Source organism: Dietzia cercidiphylli (assembly GCF_039531545.1).
GTDB lineage: Bacteria > Actinomycetota > Actinomycetes > Mycobacteriales > Mycobacteriaceae > Dietzia > Dietzia natronolimnaea.
The window spans coordinates 476,015-492,653 of record NZ_BAAAQG010000003.1 but is presented as its reverse complement, the minus strand read 5'-3'; the positions used below and the strand labels follow the sequence as shown (position 1 = coordinate 492,653).

12 protein-coding genes are annotated in these 16,639 nt (G+C 71.4%); 3 read left to right on the top strand and 9 right to left on the bottom strand.

Annotated features, from left to right (window positions below; translation table 11 throughout):
• Positions 1 to 13: 13 nt before the first annotated feature.
• From ABD250_RS04055 to ABD250_RS04045, 3 genes are read right to left on the bottom strand one after another with little or no spacing between them, the layout of a single operon-like run.
• Entirely contained in the window at positions 14 to 1,159 is a 1,146-nt protein-coding gene (locus ABD250_RS04055; RefSeq protein WP_179525850.1) for an acyl-CoA dehydrogenase family protein, read from the bottom strand.
• Positions 1,152 to 3,227 carry an acetyl/propionyl/methylcrotonyl-CoA carboxylase subunit alpha gene (locus ABD250_RS04050; protein ID WP_344390750.1) on the bottom strand — a complete coding sequence of 692 codons (2,076 nt, stop codon included), beginning with the start codon at positions 3,225 to 3,227 and terminating at the stop codon, positions 1,152 to 1,154. Before ABD250_RS04050 ends, ABD250_RS04055 begins: the two co-directional genes overlap by 8 nt.
• Before the next feature lie 8 nt (positions 3,228 to 3,235).
• The gene (locus ABD250_RS04045) at positions 3,236 to 4,825 is read right to left on the bottom strand and encodes a carboxyl transferase domain-containing protein (protein WP_179525852.1); all 1,590 of its coding nucleotides are present in this window, start codon (positions 4,823 to 4,825) and stop codon (positions 3,236 to 3,238) included.
• A gap of 309 nt (positions 4,826 to 5,134) precedes the next feature.
• On the opposite strand from ABD250_RS04045, the gene ABD250_RS04040 reads away from it, so the two are divergent.
• On the top strand, positions 5,135 to 5,425 hold the full coding sequence (locus tag ABD250_RS04040) for a DUF1540 domain-containing protein (protein ID WP_182657769.1): 291 nt from the start codon (positions 5,135 to 5,137) through the stop codon (positions 5,423 to 5,425).
• Between the two features lie 49 nt (positions 5,426 to 5,474).
• Here the strand turns inward: ABD250_RS04040 and ABD250_RS04035 are convergent, their stop codons facing one another.
• Entirely contained in the window at positions 5,475 to 6,152 is a 678-nt protein-coding gene (locus ABD250_RS04035; protein WP_182657770.1) for a hypothetical protein, read from the bottom strand.
• Positions 6,153 to 6,289: 137 nt separating this feature from the next.
• Between ABD250_RS04035 and ABD250_RS04030 the strand changes: the two genes are divergently transcribed.
• Positions 6,290 to 7,756: an amidase gene (locus tag ABD250_RS04030; protein WP_182657771.1), complete on the top strand. Its 1,467-nt coding sequence runs from the start codon at positions 6,290 to 6,292 to the stop codon at positions 7,754 to 7,756.
• A gap of 3 nt (positions 7,757 to 7,759) precedes the next feature.
• Here ABD250_RS04030 and ABD250_RS04025 read toward each other — a convergent pair whose 3' ends face one another.
• Positions 7,760 to 8,227 carry an Lrp/AsnC family transcriptional regulator gene (locus tag ABD250_RS04025; RefSeq protein ID WP_182616605.1) on the bottom strand — a complete coding sequence of 156 codons (468 nt, stop codon included), beginning with the start codon at positions 8,225 to 8,227 and terminating at the stop codon, positions 7,760 to 7,762.
• Between the two features lie 167 nt (positions 8,228 to 8,394).
• On the opposite strand from ABD250_RS04025, the gene ABD250_RS04020 reads away from it, so the two are divergent.
• The gene (locus tag ABD250_RS04020) at positions 8,395 to 12,042 is read left to right on the top strand and encodes an indolepyruvate ferredoxin oxidoreductase family protein (protein WP_344390742.1); all 3,648 of its coding nucleotides are present in this window, start codon (positions 8,395 to 8,397) and stop codon (positions 12,040 to 12,042) included.
• Here ABD250_RS04020 and ABD250_RS04015 read toward each other — a convergent pair.
• Genes ABD250_RS04015 through ABD250_RS04000 form a run of 4 tightly spaced genes read right to left on the bottom strand, consistent with a single transcriptional unit; the run spans position 12,008 to position 16,550 of the window.
• Complete coding sequence (locus tag ABD250_RS04015) at positions 12,008 to 12,601, bottom strand: TetR/AcrR family transcriptional regulator (protein WP_344390740.1); 594 nt, start codon at positions 12,599 to 12,601, stop codon at positions 12,008 to 12,010. The genes ABD250_RS04020 and ABD250_RS04015 overlap by 35 nt on opposite strands.
• Positions 12,602 to 12,624: 23 nt before the next feature.
• Positions 12,625 to 14,193: a bifunctional phosphoribosylaminoimidazolecarboxamide formyltransferase/IMP cyclohydrolase gene (gene purH, locus ABD250_RS04010; protein ID WP_182658016.1), complete on the bottom strand. Its 1,569-nt coding sequence runs from the start codon at positions 14,191 to 14,193 to the stop codon at positions 12,625 to 12,627.
• A complete protein-coding gene (purN, locus tag ABD250_RS04005) occupies positions 14,190 to 14,813 on the bottom strand; it encodes a phosphoribosylglycinamide formyltransferase (RefSeq protein ID WP_182658017.1) in 624 nt (207 codons plus the stop codon). Before purN ends, purH begins: the two co-directional genes overlap by 4 nt.
• 60 nt (positions 14,814 to 14,873) lie before the next feature.
• Positions 14,874 to 16,550 carry a cell division protein PerM gene (locus tag ABD250_RS04000; protein WP_344390736.1) on the bottom strand — a complete coding sequence of 559 codons (1,677 nt, stop codon included), beginning with the start codon at positions 16,548 to 16,550 and terminating at the stop codon, positions 14,874 to 14,876.
• Positions 16,551 to 16,639: the final 89 nt, after the last annotated feature.

The window sequence follows — 16,639 nt, the reverse complement described above, 5'->3', positions numbered from 1 at the left end:
ACAGCCTGGTCACTCATAACCCGAGACCGCGCGCGATCAGCATGAGCTGCACCTCGGTGGTGCCCTCGCCGATCTCGAGGATCTTGGAGTCCCGGTAGTGCCGGGCCACCGGGTACTCGTTCATGAACCCGTAGCCGCCGTGGATCTGGGTGGCGTCCCGGGCGTTGTCCATGGCCGCCTCGGAGGAGACCATCTTGGCGATGGCGGCCTCCTTCTTGAAGGGCTTGCCGGCCAGCATGAGGCGGGCGGCCTCGTAGTAGGCGCAGCGCGCGGTGTGGGCGCGGGCCTCCATGCGGGCGATCTTGAAGGAGATCGCCTGGAACGACCCGATCTTCTGGCCCATGGACTCGCGTTCACGCGCGTACTTCACCGACTCGTCGACGCACCCCTGGGCGGCGCCGGTGGCCACCGCGGCGATCGCGATGCGCCCCTCGTCGAGGATCGACAGGAAGTTCGCGTACCCGCGCCCCTCCTCGCCGAGGATGTTCTCCGCCGGGACCCGCACGTCGGAGAACGTCAGCGGGTGGGTGTCGGAGGAGTTCCAGCCGACCTTGTCGTACGCCGGCTCGACCGTGAAGCCGGGCGTGCCCGACGGGACGATGATGGTCGAGATGGCCTTCTTGCCGTTGTCCCGCACGCCGGTCACCGCGGTGACGTTGACCAACGAGGTGATGTCGGTTCCCGAGTTGGTGATGAACTGCTTGTTGCCGTTGACCACCCACTCGTCGCCGTCGCGCTTCGCGGTGGTCTTGGTGGCGCCGGCATCCGACCCCGCACCGGGCTCGGTGAGGCCGAAGCCCGCGAGCTTCCTGCCCGCGGCGAGATCCGGCAGCCAGGTGTTCTTCTGCTCGTCGGTGCCGAAGTGGTAGATCGGCATCGCGCCGAGGCCCACGCCCGCCTCGAGCGTCATGGCGGTCGACTGGTCGACACGACCCAGCTCCTCGAGTGCCAGGGAGAGGGCGAAGTAGTCGCCGCCCATGCCGCCGAACTCCTCCGGGAAGGGCAGGCCGAACAGGCCCATCTCGCCCATCTTGGCGACGACCTCGTAGGGGAAGGTGTGGTTGCGGTCGTGCTCGGCCGAGGCGGGGGCGACCACCTTGTCGGCGAACTCGGCGACCGTCGACTTCAGGTCGGCGTAGTGCTCTTCCAACTCAGGCATTGCCTTCTCCTTCGGATTCCTCGGTGGAGGGGTAGGGCTCGACGGTCGCGAGCAGATGGTCGGCGGGCACCTGCTCGCCGGTGGAGACGTTCAGCCGGACCACCCCGTCGATCGGTGCCGACAGGGCGTGTTCCATCTTCATGGCCTCGACGGCCAGGACGTTCTGACCCGCGGTCACCTCGTCGCCGTCGGCGACGAAGCACGCGATGACCGACCCGGGCATGGGGCTGAGGATCTGACCGTCCGACAACCCGGCGTCGTGGATCCGGGAGTCGATCAACGGGAGCAGCCGCAGGTCCCAGGTGCCACCGTCGCCGGCCACCCAGAAGGTGTCCGCCGCCTTGGGGTCAGCGGAGCGGACGACGGTCCAGCGCTGTTGGGTGCCGTCGACGGTCAGTCGCAGCGACCCGCCGTCCCGGGCGACCCTGGCCCGGTGCCGCGAGGAGACCTCGGGCTCGGCCGTGGAGCCGATCGTGGCGTCGGTGATGGTCACCTCGGCGTCGTCGGGTGTTCCCCTGAGACCGACGGTGACGGCGTCCGAACCCGGGCCGGAGTCCAGCCGGGTCCACACCTCGGCGCGCCCGCCGACCCGCCAGCCGTTGGGCACGTCCCACGGTCCGCGCCGGGCGGCCGGCACGCGGGCCCAGCGCTCCTCGGTGCGGTGCATGGCCACGGCGACCAGTGCACCCTCGGGCGCCGGGGTGGCGGTGTAGTCGTCGAGGGTCCGATCGAGCAGACCCGTGTCGAGGTCGCCGGCGACGACCTCCGGCTGGGAGAGCAGGAACCGGCAGAAGTCGATGTTGGTCCGCAGTCCCAGCACGTGGGTGCCGGCCAGCGCGGCGTCGAGCCGGGCCAGTGCCTCCGCGCGGTCGGAGCCGTGGGCGATGACCTTGCCGAGCATCGGGTCGTAGTCGCTGCCGACGACCGCGCCGACGCGCAGGCCGGAGTCCACGCGGATGCCGTCGCCCGAGGGCTCCTCCAGACCGAGCACCGTGCCCCCGGTGGGCAGGAAGCCCTTCGCCGGGTCCTCCGCGTAGACGCGGGCCTCGATCGCGTGGCCGGTGAGGGTGATGTCCTCCTGGCGCAGCGTCAGTTCCTCGCCCGCTGCGATGCGGACCTGCCAGTCCACCAGGTCCACGCCGGTCACCATCTCGGTGACCGGGTGCTCGACCTGCAGACGGGTGTTCATCTCCATGAAGAAGAACTCGTCCGGGGCGTTGGCCGAGACGATGAACTCGACCGTGCCGGCGCCGACGTAGCCGACCGAGCGGGCGGCGTCGCACGCGGCGGTGCCGATGCGCTGGCGGGTGACCTCGTCGAGCAGCGCGCTGGGCGCCTCCTCGATGACCTTCTGGTGGCGGCGCTGCAGCGAGCACTCACGCTCACCCAGGTGGATGACGTTGCCGTGGGTGTCGGCGAGGACCTGTACCTCGATGTGGCGGGGGGTGTCGACGAACCGCTCGAGGAACAGCGTGTCGTCGCCGAAGGCGCCCGCCGACTCGCGGCGGGAGGAGTCGAGCGCGGCGCGCAGGTCCTCCGGTCGCTCCACGCGTCGCATGCCCTTGCCGCCGCCGCCCGCGGACGGCTTGACGAGGACCGGGTACCCGACCTCGTCGGCGCCGGCCACCAACTCGTCGTCGGTCAGTCCCGGTCGCGAGATCCCGGGCACGGTGGGCACGTCACGAGCCGAGACCGCCGCCTTGGCCGTGATCTTGTCGCCCATGGTCTCGATCGCGGTGGCCGGCGGCCCCACGAAGATCAGGCCCGCCTCCTCGAGCGCCCGCGCGAACCGCGAGTTCTCGGACAGGAAGCCGTATCCCGGGTGGACGGCCTGCGCGCCGGTCCGGCGGCACGCGTCGATCACCTTCTCGAAGTCCAGATAGGACTGCGAGGCCTGGGCCGGGCCCAGGCGGACGGCGGCATCGGCCATGCGCACGTGGAGGGCGTCCGCGTCCGCATCGGAGTAGACGGCGACCGAGCGGATACCCGCGGCCCGCAGGGAACGGATCACGCGACACGCGATCTCGCCGCGGTTGGCCACCAGAACGGTGTGGAGTTTCTGTGACATAGCTCGACTCACATCCTGAAGACGCCGTTGTTGACCGGCTCGAGGGGGGCGTTGGCCGCGGCCGCGAGGGCCAGGCCGAGGACGGTACGGGTGTCGGCGGGATCGATGATCCCGTCATCCCACAGTCGGGCCGTGGAGTAGTACGCGGTGGACTGCTCCTCGAACTGCTCGCGGATCGGCGCGGTGAACTCGGCCTGCTGCTCGTCCGTCCACTCCCCGCCCGACTTGGTGACCTGCGCCGCGCGCACCGAGGCGAGGGTGTCGGCCGCCTGGGGCCCGCCCATCACGGCGATCTTCGCGTTGGGCCACATCCAGAGGAACCGCGGGGAGTACGCACGGCCACACATGGAGTAGTTGCCGGCACCGAACGACCCGCCCACGACGATGGTGAACTTGGGGACCCGCGCGCACGCCACGGCCGTGACCATCTTGGCGCCGTTCTTGGCGATGCCGCCCGCCTCGTACTGACGGCCGACCATGAAGCCGGTGATGTTCTGCAGGAAGACCAGGGGGATCTTGCGGCGGTCGCACAGTTCGATGAAGTGCGCACCCTTGAGCGCGGACTCGGAGAAGATGACGCCGTTGTTGCCGATGATCCCCACCGGATGCCCGTGGATCCGCGCGAACGCGGTCACCATCGAGGCACCGTAGTTCTCCTTGAACTCGGTGTACTCGCCGCCGTCGACGATCGTGCCGATGATGTCGCGCACGTCGTAGGGCTGGCGGGAGTCGACCGGGACGAGGTCGTAGAGGTCGGACTGCGGGCGGGCGGGCTCGCGGGGCTCGAGCACCTCCCAGTCCGGCTCGGGCGCCGGCGGGCAGGTCGCCACGATCTGGCGGACCTTCATGAGCGCGTCGTAGTCGTCGTCGGCCAGGTGGTCCACCACACCGGAGGTCTTGGCGTGCAGGTCGCCGCCACCGAGCTCCTCGGCGGTGACCTCCTCGCCGGTGGCCGCCTTCACCAGCGGCGGGCCGGCGAGGAAGATCGTGCCCTGGTTCCGGACGATCACGGCCTCGTCACTCATCGCCGGGACGTAGGCGCCGCCGGCGGTGCACGAACCCATGACCGCGGCGATCTGCGGGATGCCCTTGGCGGACATGTTCGCCTGGTTGTAGAAGATCCGGCCGAAGTGGTCGCGGTCCGGGAAGACCTCGTCCTGCTGCAGGAGCATCGCCCCGCCGGAGTCCACGAGGTAGATGCACGGCAGGTTGTTGGCCATCGCCACCTCCTGGCCACGCAGGTGCTTCTTCACCGTCATCGGGTAGTAGGTGCCGCCGGAGACGGTCGCGTCGTTGGCGATCACCAGGCACTCGCGCCCGGAGACCCGGCCGATCCCGGCCACGACACCGGCGCCCGGCGCCTTGCCCCCGTACATCTCCTCGGCGGCCAGCGGGGACAGCTCGAGGAACGGGCTACCGGGATCCAGGAGGACGTCCACCCGCTGGCGGGCGAGGAGCTTGCCCCGCTCGAGATGTCGGGCACGGGCCTTCTCCCCACCGCCCAACGCGGCCCGCTCGAGGCGGTCGCGGAGGTCGGAGAGGAGCTCCTCGTGCGCCTGGCGATTGGTGGTCGGGTGATCGGTGGTCGCGGAAGTCATCAGCGCCGCTCCCTTTCAGTTAAGTCGGATTAACTGAGTTCGACCATAGTGCCATGGCTCACAGATGTCCAGAGGGGGATCGGAGACCACACACGCCACCGGGAGGCGGCGGGGGTACGCGGTCCGCGGAGCTCACACCGCGGACATTCAGGGAAAGCGCTGGTCAGATGCTTAGGCTAACCTGACCTAGCACAGGCTCTCCTTGCTTGCAAGTCGAGCCGATCAGGGGTTGACTCGGTGGCACCCGACGGTCCGCGGCAACCGGATCGGCACCACCGGGAACACCCACCGATACGAGGAGCAACCGCCATGGCCACTCTCACCGGAATCAGCAATTGCACCGTCACCACGTGCTCGTTCAACGCCGACGCGGACTGCACGGCCCCGGCGATCACCGTGGCGGGATCACCCGACCACGCCGAGTGCGGGACGTTCATCTCGCTCGACGTCCGGGGCGGCCTCCCCACCGCGAGCGCGCACGTCGGCGCCTGTCAGCGCGTGGAGTGCACGCACAACAGGGACCTGCTCTGCTCGGCGGAGTCCGTGACGATCGGCTCCGGCGCGGACACCGCCGATTGCCTCACCTACTCCCCCGCGTAGGCGCCGCCGGCACGTGGGCCGGGGCGTCGGCCGGGATGTGGCCCGGGACTCAGCTCGCCCGGGCCACGTACTGGCCCATCTCGCGGACCACGTCCCCGACGGACTGCGCCCGGGTCATGAACGGCAGGTGCACGACATCGGCGTCGCGCCCGAGTGCGGTGAGAAGGTGGAGGCCGTCCGGGTCGACACCGAGGACGAACGGCGGGTGAGCCGGGTCGCCCGATCCCGCCAGGATCGCCAGGTGTTCCCCGAATCGCGCCCGGATCTCGTCCGCGAGACCGGGCGCCTCGGACGCCAGCGGGTCCGAGGGCACCGCGTCCAGGTCGCGGGCGAGAACCGTCCCCTCGTGGCCGAGACGGCGCACCTGCAGCTCGCCGAGCTCGATCTCGATCTCGACGACCCACCCCTCGCCCTGGCGCGCCGCACGCGCCACCCCGAAACCGTAGAGGCTGGCGACGTGCACCTTCGCCTCGACGATCGGAGCGAACTCGTCGATCATCACGACCACCTCGACCGAGGAGCCCGGCTCCACGATCAGACCGGACCACGGTGCGGGGGCCCCGGTGACGACGACGGCGCCTCCGCCGATCCAGCGGTGCTGGGCGGAGACCATCACATCTGAGCGGTCCCGGGTGCCGCGGACGGCGACCGTGGCGACGCCCGCCCCGTCCAGGAGACGTCGGGCGCCCGTCACGACCGGATCCGACACGATCGGGTGCACTGCCATTGTTCGCCCTCCACGGGTCGCCAGCTACACGGCGAGGTCTCGGGTACGAGAATAAGGTGACGCTCGCCTAAGTAAGGTACACCTAAGATGCACGAGTACCCCGGCCGTTGTCAAGGGGGACGACCTACAGTGGACGCGTGACCGACACCACAGCCGATGCCGTCGCCGATCCGACCCCCACTGGACCGCCGCGCCGCGTGCACGCCTTCCGCGACGATGCGCTCGGGTACGACGACGCCTCCGCCCTCGCGGAGAGAGTTCGCAGGCGGGAGGTCTCACCCGCGGAACTGGTCGAGGCCGCCATCGAGCGTTGCGCCGCGGTGGACCCCGTTCTGGGCGCCCTGGTGCACACCGACTACGACCGCGCGCGCCACCGGGCGGAGTGGGTCCGGAACTCCCAGCTCTCCGCCCCTCTCGCCGGCGTGCCGTCGGCGTTCAAGGACGCGGTCCGGGTGGAGGGTCTGCCCATGACGCTCGGCTCGTCGGCGGTCCCCACCCGACCAGCCCTCCACGACGGCCCCTACGCACCGCTCTTCCGTGCGACCGGACTGATCCCGGTGGGCACGACCGCGATGCCGCCGTTCGGCTGGACCGCCGCCACCGAGCGACAGGGCGGGCTCGTCACCCGGAACCCGTGGGACACCGGCCGCACCAGCGGCGGGTCCTCGGGGGGATCCGCCTCACTGGTGGCCGCCGGCGCGTTGCCGATCGCGCACGCCAATGACGGCGGTGGGTCGATCCGGATCCCCGCGGCGGTCACCGGCCTGGTGGGGTTCAAGCCCAGTCGGGGCAGACACCCCGACGAGAAGTTCTCGGCGAACATGCCGATCCCGATCATCTCCCAGTCCGTGGTCACCCGGTCCGTTCGCGACACGGTGGCGTTCCTGACCGCCTTCGAAGCGGGACACCGTCCGGTGGGGGTCCCACCGCTGGGTACGGTCGCGCGGGCCCCCGGGCGCCGGCTGCGGATCGGCCTCGTCGAACACAGTCCCGCGGGCGACCCGACCGATGCCGCCACCCTGGCGGTGTTGCGGGAGGCCGCCGACCGGCTGGCGGCGTTGGGCCATGAGATCGTGCCGACCACCGCGCCGGTCCCGGACTCGTTCCGCGAGGACTTCATCGCCTACTGGGGCCTGCTCGCCCTGGGCACCTCCTCGGGCGGCCGGGGCATGTTCAGTCCGGAGTTCGCGGCGGAGCGGCTCGACCCGTTCACGATCGGCCTCGCCGCGATGGCCAGGCGGGGTCTGCCCTCGCTCCCCCTGCACCTGTACCGCCTCTACCGGACCAGGCGGCGGTTCGACTCGGCGTTCGGCGAGTTCGACGTCGACCTCAACCCGGTGGTCAACCACGAGACCCCCGAGGTCGGGTACCTGGATGCGGACCTGCCCTACGAGACCCACCTCGAGCGGGTCTCCAACTGGGTCACCTTCACGCCCCTCCAGAACATCGCGGGATCGCCCGCCGTCTCGCTTCCCACCGGCCGGGCGCCGGACGGCCTGCCCATCGGCGTGCACCTGTCGGCGAGGATCGGCCACGATCGACTGCTCCTCGAACTCGCCTCCGAGTACGAGCAGGCCTATCCGTTCGCCCGCATCTGGGAGTGAACCTCACTCGTCCAGCAGCTGGGCGACACGCGGGCCGACCCGTCGCCGCAGGACCACCTCGGTGCGGGTGCGCAGGACACCCGGGGTGGCGATGATGGCGCTGAAGACCTCCTCGAGATGCGAGTGGTCCCGGGCCACGACACGGCAGACGATGTCGAACTCCCCCGCCACGCTCATCACCTCGAGGACCTCGCGCACCTCCGCCAGGCCCGTACAGGTCGCCTGCAGCTTCGCCTGCGCGACCTGGATGTGGACCAGCGCCGAGAGCGGGAACCCGAGCGCGGCCGGATCGAGGGTCGGCGCCCACGACGCGATCACCCCCCTCGCCTCGAGCTTGTCCAACCGCGCCTGCGCCGTCCCGCGGGCCACCCCGAGGCGGCGGGAGAACTCGCGCACCCCGACCCTGGGGCCCGCCAGGACGATCTTCAGGAGTCGTCGGTCGGTGTGATCCAGATCGGCAGGCGCGTCCATGTGTCCATGCTAGACCGGTGAACACTGCGCATCATGTCCATCTCGCGACGGAATGTGGCCGACATCCTGCACATGGTGAACTGCATCGCGCTGGCCACGTGACGCGCATCACCCACACGCCTAGCCTGGAGACACAGCCACTGTCGTCAGAAGGCCAGGTGTGACAGATGACCTCCCTACTCCACCCCTCGAGCGGCTCCCACGATGATCTGCCCCGAACCGGGCGGGCGGACGCCACCTCGTTCTCGCTCTCCGACCGCTACACGCGGGAGAGCGGCACGGTGTTCCTCACCGGCATCCAGGCCCTCGTCCGCACGGTCCGCGACCGCGCCCGACTGGACCGCAGGCAGAACCTGCTCACCGCCAGTCTCGTCAGTGGTTACGAGGGCTCGCCGCTGGCCGGCTACGACCTCGAGCTGGCCAGGCGCGGGACGTTCCTCGACCCGTTCGACGTGGTCCACCGCCCCGCCCTCAACGAGGAGGCCGCCGCCACGGCCGTCATGGGGTCGCAGCTCGCGCGACGCACGGGGACCCTACGCGCGACGGCCCACACCGGCGGCGCGCCACTGCAGGGCGTCGTCGGGTACTGGTACGGCAAGGCCCCCGGCCTGGACCGCGCGACGGACGCGATCCGCCACGCCAACCTCATCGGCACCGACCCCCACGGGGGCGCGGTGGCGCTGGTCGGGGACGACCCCGGAGCCAAGTCCTCCACCGTGCCGTGCTCGTCCGAGCTCGCGCTGGCAGACCTCTACCTCCCCACGCTCTACCCCGCGGACTCCCAGGACGTGCTGGACTTCGGCGTCCACGCTGCGATCCTCTCCCGGGTCTCGGGCCTGTGGTCGGCCCTGAAGATCTCCTCGCACGTCGCGGACGCCTCGTCCACCGCGCTGGTGGACCCGGATCGGATCCTGCCCGTCTACGGCGATCTGGGCACGAGTCCCCACGTGCCCTCGGGCCAGTTGCTCGGGTCCAGCCTCATGGAGTTGGAGCAGAACCAGCTCACGATCCGGATCCCCCGCGCGCTGGAGTACGCCCGGCTCAACCGACTCAACCGGATCGTGCAGTCGACCGCCGACGACCGGATCGGGATCGTCGCCGCCGGGAAGAGCTACCTCGACGTCCGCGAGTCGCTGCGCAGGTTGGGTCTCGACGACGCCGAGCTCGCCCGACGCGGCATCCGGATCCTCAAACTCGGCATGGTCTACCCGATCGAGCGCACGGTCCTCGACGAGTTCATGACCGGCCTCGACGAGGTGATCGTGGTGGAGGAGAAGCGCGACTTCATCGAGACGATGATCCGCGAGATCCACTTCCGACGGCCAGACGTCGCGAACGTCGTGGGCAAGACCCATGAGGACGGCTCCACCCTGTTCAGCCGCTTCGGTGAACTCGACGTCGACGCCGTGACCCGGGGCCTGGCGCAACGGCTGGGCCGCGTCCACGGGATAGAGTCGGCGGCCGCCTGGCTCGACGGACCGGGCCGCGGCCGCTCGCGCATCTCCCTGCCGCTGGCCACCACCCGCACCCCCTACTTCTGCTCGGGGTGCCCCCACAACAGCTCCACCAAGGTGGCGGACGGGACGCTCGTGGGCGGCGGCATCGGCTGCCACGCGATGGTCCTGCTCATGGACGAGGACCAGGTCGGCACCGTCACCGGGGTCACCCAGATGGGTGGCGAGGGACTCCAGTGGACCGGTATGGCCCCGTTCCTGACCGAACGCCACATGGTGCAGAACATCGGCGACGGCACGTTCATGCACTCGGGTTCCCTCGCCCTCCGCGCGGCCGTCGCCTCGGGCGACAACATCACCTACAAACTCCTCTACAACGGGACGGTGGCCATGACGGGCGGCCAGGACCCGGTCGGCGAGATGTCCCTGCCGGAGATCCTCCGGCTCCTGCAGGCGGAGAGGGTCGCCCGGATCGTCGTCACCACCGACGACGTCAAGGCCACGAGGTCCCAGGGACTGCCCCGCGGCATCGAGGTCCGCGACCGCCGCGACACGCTCGAGGTCCAGAAGGAGCTCGCCGCGGTCCCCGGGGTGACCGTGCTGGTCCACGACCAGTTCTGCGCGGCCGAGAAGCGCCGCCACCGCAAGCGCGGCACCTACCCCACCCCGGCGGAGCGGGTGATGATCAACGAGCGCATCTGCGAGGGGTGCGGCGACTGCGGCAAGAAGTCCAACTGCCTGTCGGTCCATCCGGTGGACACCGAGTTCGGCCGCAAGACCCGGATCGACCAGTCGACCTGCAACTTCGACTTCTCGTGCCTGGAGGGCGACTGCCCGGCCTTCGTCACCGTGGTCCCGGGCGTCGGGACCGAGCGCGTGGCGACCGCACCGGAACTGGACTCCGCCGCCCTCCCGGAACCGGACCGGGTCGCGGTCGACGCCGACCGCGGCTTCTCGCTGCGCCTCACCGGGATCGGTGGGACAGGGATCGTCACCGTCTCGGCCGTGCTGGCGACCGCCGCCGTGCTCGACGGCAACTCCGCCCGCACGCTCGACATGACGGGTCTGGCGCAGAAGGGTGGCGCGGTGGTCTCCGATGTCCGGGTGGCGCGGACGCCACTCGAGCAGCCCCCCAAGATCGGGGCCGGGGACTGCGACCTCTACCTGTGTTGTGACGGCCTCGTGGGCGCGGACGACGCCAACCTCAAGGTCGCCCACCCGGACCGCACCACCGCGGTGGTCTCCACCACCCGGATCCCCACGGGGACCATGGTGATCGACACCGCCGTGCACTACCCGTCCACACCGGACATCCAGGCGGCCATCGACCGGGCCTCCGGGCGGGGCGTCTACCTCAACCCCGGCGAGATCACGGAGAACCTCTTCGGGTCCACGCAGGCGTCCAACATGCTCATGGTGGGGGCGGCGTACCAGAGCGGCGCCCTGCCGATCTCCGCCCGGGCCATCGAGCAGGCGATCGAACTCAACGGAGTCGCGGTCGCGGCGAACATCCAGGCCTTCCGGCGTGGCCGCCAGGCCGTCGCCGATCCCGGGGCCCTGGCCGCGCTGGTCGCGGATCTGCACCGGCCGGTGTCGACCGCGACGCCGGACCTGCACGAGCCGTCCCCCGCCGCGCGGCGACTGCTCGCCGGCCTGGGTGCGGCCGCCTCCGACGGCCTCCGCGCCGTGGTGGCCCTGCGCGTCGACGAGCTGATCGGCTTCCAGAACGAGGCCTACGCGGCCGACTACGTCCGCCGGGTCGAGGACCTGCGCGCGGCCGAGGCCCGGCGGCAGGGGCCGGACGGCGGTCACCCGGAGCGGCTCACCCTCGCCGTGGCCAGGAACCTGCACAAGCTCATGGCCTACAAGGACGAGTACGAGGTCGCCCGGTTGGCCGTCGACCCCGAGTTCGCGGCGCAGGTCACCGAGGAGTGGGGCGAGGGCGCCGTCCCCAGACTCAAGCTGCATCCGCCGGCGCTGCGGGCGATGGGGATGAAGCGCAAGATCTCGATCGGCCCCGGGGCCATGCCGGCGATCAGGGCACTGGCGGGGATGAAGCGCCTGCGCGGGACACCACTCGACGTGTTCGGGTACGCCCACGTCCGCAGGGTCGAACGCCAACTCCTGGCCGAGTACCGCGAGCTGGTCGACCGACTCACCGCCGACCTGCGGCGCCGGAACCCGGGCCCGGGAGGGGAGGACTCCGCCTGGGTGGATGCCGCGTTCGCGCTGGCCGAACTACCGGACCTGGTGCGCGGCTACGAGGACGTCAAGCTCGGGAACGTGGCCCGCTACCGGGAGGAGCGCACCCGGCTGCTCGGCGCTCTCACGACCGCAGAGCCGCCGATGCCATCGCGGTGAGGACACGCCGCAGTTCGGCCTCGGCCATCGACGGCAGCCGCGGGCTGGAGTTGAGCAGTCCGAACACCGCGTGGACGTGGGCCCGCGCGTCCACGGCGGGCAGCTCAGGGCGCAGTCGGACGAGCGCGTCGACCCACATCTCGGCGTACTCGCGCTGCAGACTGCGCACCTCGTGCCGGGGGCCGGCCGGGAGGGCGCCGAGGTCGCGGAACTGGACGCTGATGAGATCCGGTTCGGTCGCCACGAAGTCCACGTGGACCCCCAGCAGCGCGTCCAGCACCTCGGCCGGGTCCCCGCCCCGCTCCACCGCGGCGCGTCCACCGTCGCGGAGCCGACGCGAGATGTCGAGCAGCATCTCGGCGAGCACGTCCTCCTTGGAGGAGAAGTACCGGTACATGCCCGGACCCGAGATGCCGACCTCCGCACCGATGTCGTCCAGGCGCACCGCGTGGAAGCCCCGCCGTGCCATGAGCCGGGCCGCCGCGTCGAGGATCTCGTCGCGGCGGCGGGCCTTGGCCTGGGCTCGTGGGGTCAGCGCCACGGCCTCCTGCTGATCCATCTGCGACCTCGGTACCGTCGAACTCAGTGGAAGAAGTGCCGGGCGCCGGTGAAGTACATCGTGATCCCGGCCTTCTCGGCGGCCTCGATCACCTCTGCGTCCCGGACGGACCCGCCCGGCTGCACCACCGCGCGCACCCCGGCCTCGGCGAGCACCTCGAGCCCGTCGGCGAACGGGAAGAACGCGTCCGACGCCGCCACGGCCCCGGTCACCCGCTCCCCCGCGCGCTGCACCGCGAGCCGGGCCGAGTCGACACGGTTGACCTGGCCCATGCCCACTCCGACGGTGGCGCCGGACTGGACCAGCAGGATGGCGTTGGACTTGACCGCCCGGCAGGCGCGCCACGCGAACAGCAGGTCGCGCAGGGTCGCCTCGTCGGCGTCGTCGCCGCACGCCTTGGTCCACCCCGCGGTCACGTCGCCGTCGGCGTCCAACGAATCGCGCTGCTGCACCAGCACGCCCCCGGAGATCTGCTTGCGCTCGAGCTCCCCCTGCGCCGGCGGGTTCGCCTCGAGGATCCGGATGTTCTTCTTCCGCTGCAGGATCTCCACGGCACCGTCCGCGTAGGAGGGCGCGATGATCACCTCGGTGAAGATCTCGGCCACCTGCTCGGCCATCTCCAGGGTTACCTCGCGGTTGGCGGCGATCACCCCGCCGAACGCGCTGACGGGGTCGCACTCGTGGGCGGCGCGGTGGGCCGCGGCGATGTCGGCGTCGATCGCGATGCCGCACGGGTTCGCGTGCTTGATGATCGCCACGCACGGCTCGGCGTGGTCGAAGGCGGTCCGCCAGGCGGCGTCGCCGTCGACGTAGTTGTTGTAGCTCATCTCCTTGCCGTGCAGCTGCTCGGCCTGAGCGAGTCCGGGGGCCGCGGCGGAGTCCGTGTAGAGGGCGGCGCCCTGGTGCGGGTTCTCTCCGTAGCGCAGGGTGGCGGCCAGGTCGAGACTCTGCCCCTGCCACACCGGAAAGCTCTCGTCCCCGTCCCCCGCGGGGGTCGCGGTCTGCTCCGTCATCCAGGTGGCCACCGCGACGTCGTAGGCACCGGTGTGGCGGAAGGCGGCGGCGGCGAGCCGACGGCGCTCCTCTAGCGGGAATCCGCCCTCGGCCACCGCGTCCAGGGCCTCGCCGTACCCGGCCGGGTCCACCAGCACCGCGACCGACGGGTGGTTCTTGGCCGCCGCGCGGACCATGGACGGACCACCGATGTCGATCTGCTCCACGCACGCGTCGTAGTCCGCGCCGGAGGCGACGGTGTCGGTGAAGGGATAGAGGTTGACGACGACGAGCTCGAACGGCTGCACGCCGAGATCGGCGATCTGCTCGAGGTGCTCGGGCTTGCGCGAGTCGGCCAGGATGCCCGCGTGCACCCGCGGGTGCAGGGTCTTGACCCGACCTTCGAGGCATTCGGGGAACCCCGTCAGGTCCTCGACGGGCGTCACCGCGACCCCCGCGGCCGCGATGCGCTGGGCGGTGGAACCGGTCGACACGATCTCGACGCCGGCGGCCGCCAGACCCCGCGCGAGATCCTCGAGTCCGGTCTTGTCGTAGACGCTGATGAGCGCACGGCGGACGGGCCTGCGGGAGTCGGTCACGATAGGTGCACCTTTCGACCTTCGGTGTGGAGTCGGCCACGGGCGGCGGCCGCGAGGATGTCGACGAGCAGCTCGCGCTCGACGACCTTGATTCGTTCGTGGAGGGACGACTCGGTGTCGTCGGGGAGGACGTCGACCGCGCACTGGGCGATCACCGGGCCCGTGTCCACCCCGGCGTCGACCAGGTGGACGGTGCATCCCGTGACCGTCACACCGTAGTCCAGCGCGTCCCGCACCGCGTGGGCGCCGGGGAAGGACGGCAGCAGGGCCGGATGGGTGTTGACCACGCGTCCGGCGAACTCTCCGAGGAAGGACTCGCCGAGGATGCGCATGAAACCCGCGGAGACGACCCAGTCCGGGGAGAACCCGCGCACCGCGTCCGTCAGCGCACGGTCCCAGGCCGGGCGGTCGGGATGGTCGGCGGGCCGGACTACCGCGGTGGGCAGCCCGGCGGTCTCGGCGCGGGTCACGGCCTCGCAGTGGCGATCGGAGACCAGGCCGACGACCCGGTAGGGACTGTCGGCCCCGCCGGACGAGTCCAGGACGCTCTGCGCGAGCGTGCCGGCACCGGAGGCCAGGAGTACGACCTGGCAGGGTGCTCCGGACTCGGCACTGACCACGTCCTACGCTCCTGCCCGTCGATCCACCCGCCCGCCGGATTCCCGGGCACGGGTCGCAGTCTAGTCGGAGGCCTTGGGGCGCTCGTCAGGGCTCTCCCCGGCCGTCTCGGCTTCGACTGACGCCGCGCCGTCCACCGCCGCGCCGTCCACCGCCGAGTCGTGCCCGTCCCCCTCTGTCGCTCCCCCGGAGTCCGGCGCCGTCCCGCTCGCGGAGTCGGGGGACTCGGGACGGGGGGCCGCCACCTCGTCGTCGTCGGGCTCGTCGCCGGCGGTCTCTTCGCCGCCGGATACAACGCCGTCTGAACCGCCCTCACCGGGGAGGTCTTCATCCCCGGGCAGGTCTTCGGGCCCGACCCGGGACGGCTCCGGTTCTGGTTCCGGTTCCGGTTCCGGTTCGCTCTCGAATTCGGCCCCGCCCTCGGCGTCGAACTCGGCCTCCGACTCGGCCTCGCCCCCGGGCGGTGTCCGCGCCCCGACCTCGGGGTCCGCCCCGACCTCCGGTTCCGTCTCCGCCTCGTCCCCGGGCACCGTCCCGGCGCGGCGGCGCCGACGCTCGAGCTCGCTCTCCGCGCGCTCGCGACGCCGCGTGAGGCCTGCGAGGGACAGTGCGATCGTGGCGGAGCCGATCACGCCGAAGAGCGCCAGCGCGGTCCCCGCGGCGATCAGCGAGCCGGTTCCCACCGTGCCGAGCACCCCGAGTTCGCCACCCGCCACGACCGGGCTGACGGCCACGACGAGTGCGACGATCGCGGCGGCCAGCCACGCGGCCTTGACCGCGTCGGCGGTGGTGCGGAACCAGTGCGCGACCGCACGGGCGAGCCCGGCCGCCACGAGCACCGTCACCAACAACAGCGCCTGCATCGACCAGTGCGGATCCGTCGTGGGCAACGCCGCCGCGAGCGGGACCTCGGGCATCGGCCCGCGGGACACGGCGAACACACTGTACGAGGCCTCCCCGAGGTGGGCCTCCCCGCCGACCGCGAGGGTGGCCGCGGCCATGACGACGTTCGGAAGGTAGGCGATGGAGATCGCCGCGAGCGCCGCGGTGCCCGTGAGATCCTTGCCGATCTCGAGGACCGAACCGACCGGCCCCCACGCGGCCAGCAGGCCGATCAGCAGGAGGATCGCGGCGATGGCCCAGACGGCCGCCACGAACGCCGACCCGAGGTGGATCCCCCCGCGTACCCAGAGCGGCAGGATCTCGCGGAGATCCCGTCGGAAGTACAACCACACCCCCAACCCGGATCCGAACAGCGCCACCGCGGCCGTCCAGAGCAGTGCCGTCGACAGGGAGGCCTCCCGCACGGCGAAGTCCGAGGCCGCGGACCCGACGAGCAGGGAGGCCAGCCCCGTCAGCAGCAACCCCGCCAGCGTCACACCCGCCACGGCGGCGGCGGCCTCGCGCGGACCGGGCTCCTCGACGTCGGCGAGCACCGCGCGGGTCTGCCGGGCCAGGACCGCCACGTAGATCAACGGCGGGAGCAGGGGCAGGAAACCCAGGGACACCGCGTCCACGGTGAGCGGTACCCGGTTGACCACCAGCCACTCCACCGCGACCACTGCGAACAGCGAGTCGAACCCCCGCGCGGTGAACACCAGGATCGCCAGCGTGACGGCAGCGAGGACCAGGACGGTGACGATGACGGGGAGCGCAGCGGCCGCCGCCGTCCAGAGCAGCGATCGGGCGCCCGCCGGGGTCCGTCTCGCGGCGGGCCGGATGACACGTGGAGGACTCACCCTGCCACCGTAGAGACCCGCCTACCCACGCCCGCCCCCGGCACGCCGCGACCCCCGCCATCCGGGGATGGGCGGGGGTCGGGGAACGC

Bases quoted from the DNA above. Each gene is read 5' to 3' on its own strand.
- ABD250_RS04055 (WP_179525850.1), bottom strand. From the start codon at position 1,159: ATGCCTGAGTTGGAAGAGCACTACGCCGACCTGAAGTCGACGGTCGCC.
- ABD250_RS04040 (WP_182657769.1), top strand. From the start codon at position 5,135: ATGGCCACTCTCACCGGAATCAGCAATTGCACCGTCACCACGTGCTCG.
- ABD250_RS04035 (WP_182657770.1), bottom strand. From the start codon at position 6,152: ATGGCAGTGCACCCGATCGTGTCGGATCCGGTCGTGACGGGCGCCCGA.
- ABD250_RS04015 (WP_344390740.1), bottom strand. From the start codon at position 12,601: ATGGATCAGCAGGAGGCCGTGGCGCTGACCCCACGAGCCCAGGCCAAG.
- ABD250_RS04025 (WP_182616605.1), bottom strand. From the start codon at position 8,227: ATGGACGCGCCTGCCGATCTGGATCACACCGACCGACGACTCCTGAAG.
- ABD250_RS04020 (WP_344390742.1), top strand. From the start codon at position 8,395: ATGACCTCCCTACTCCACCCCTCGAGCGGCTCCCACGATGATCTGCCC.
- ABD250_RS04045 (WP_179525852.1), bottom strand. From the start codon at position 4,825: ATGACTTCCGCGACCACCGATCACCCGACCACCAATCGCCAGGCGCAC.
- ABD250_RS04050 (WP_344390750.1), bottom strand. From the start codon at position 3,227: ATGTCACAGAAACTCCACACCGTTCTGGTGGCCAACCGCGGCGAGATC.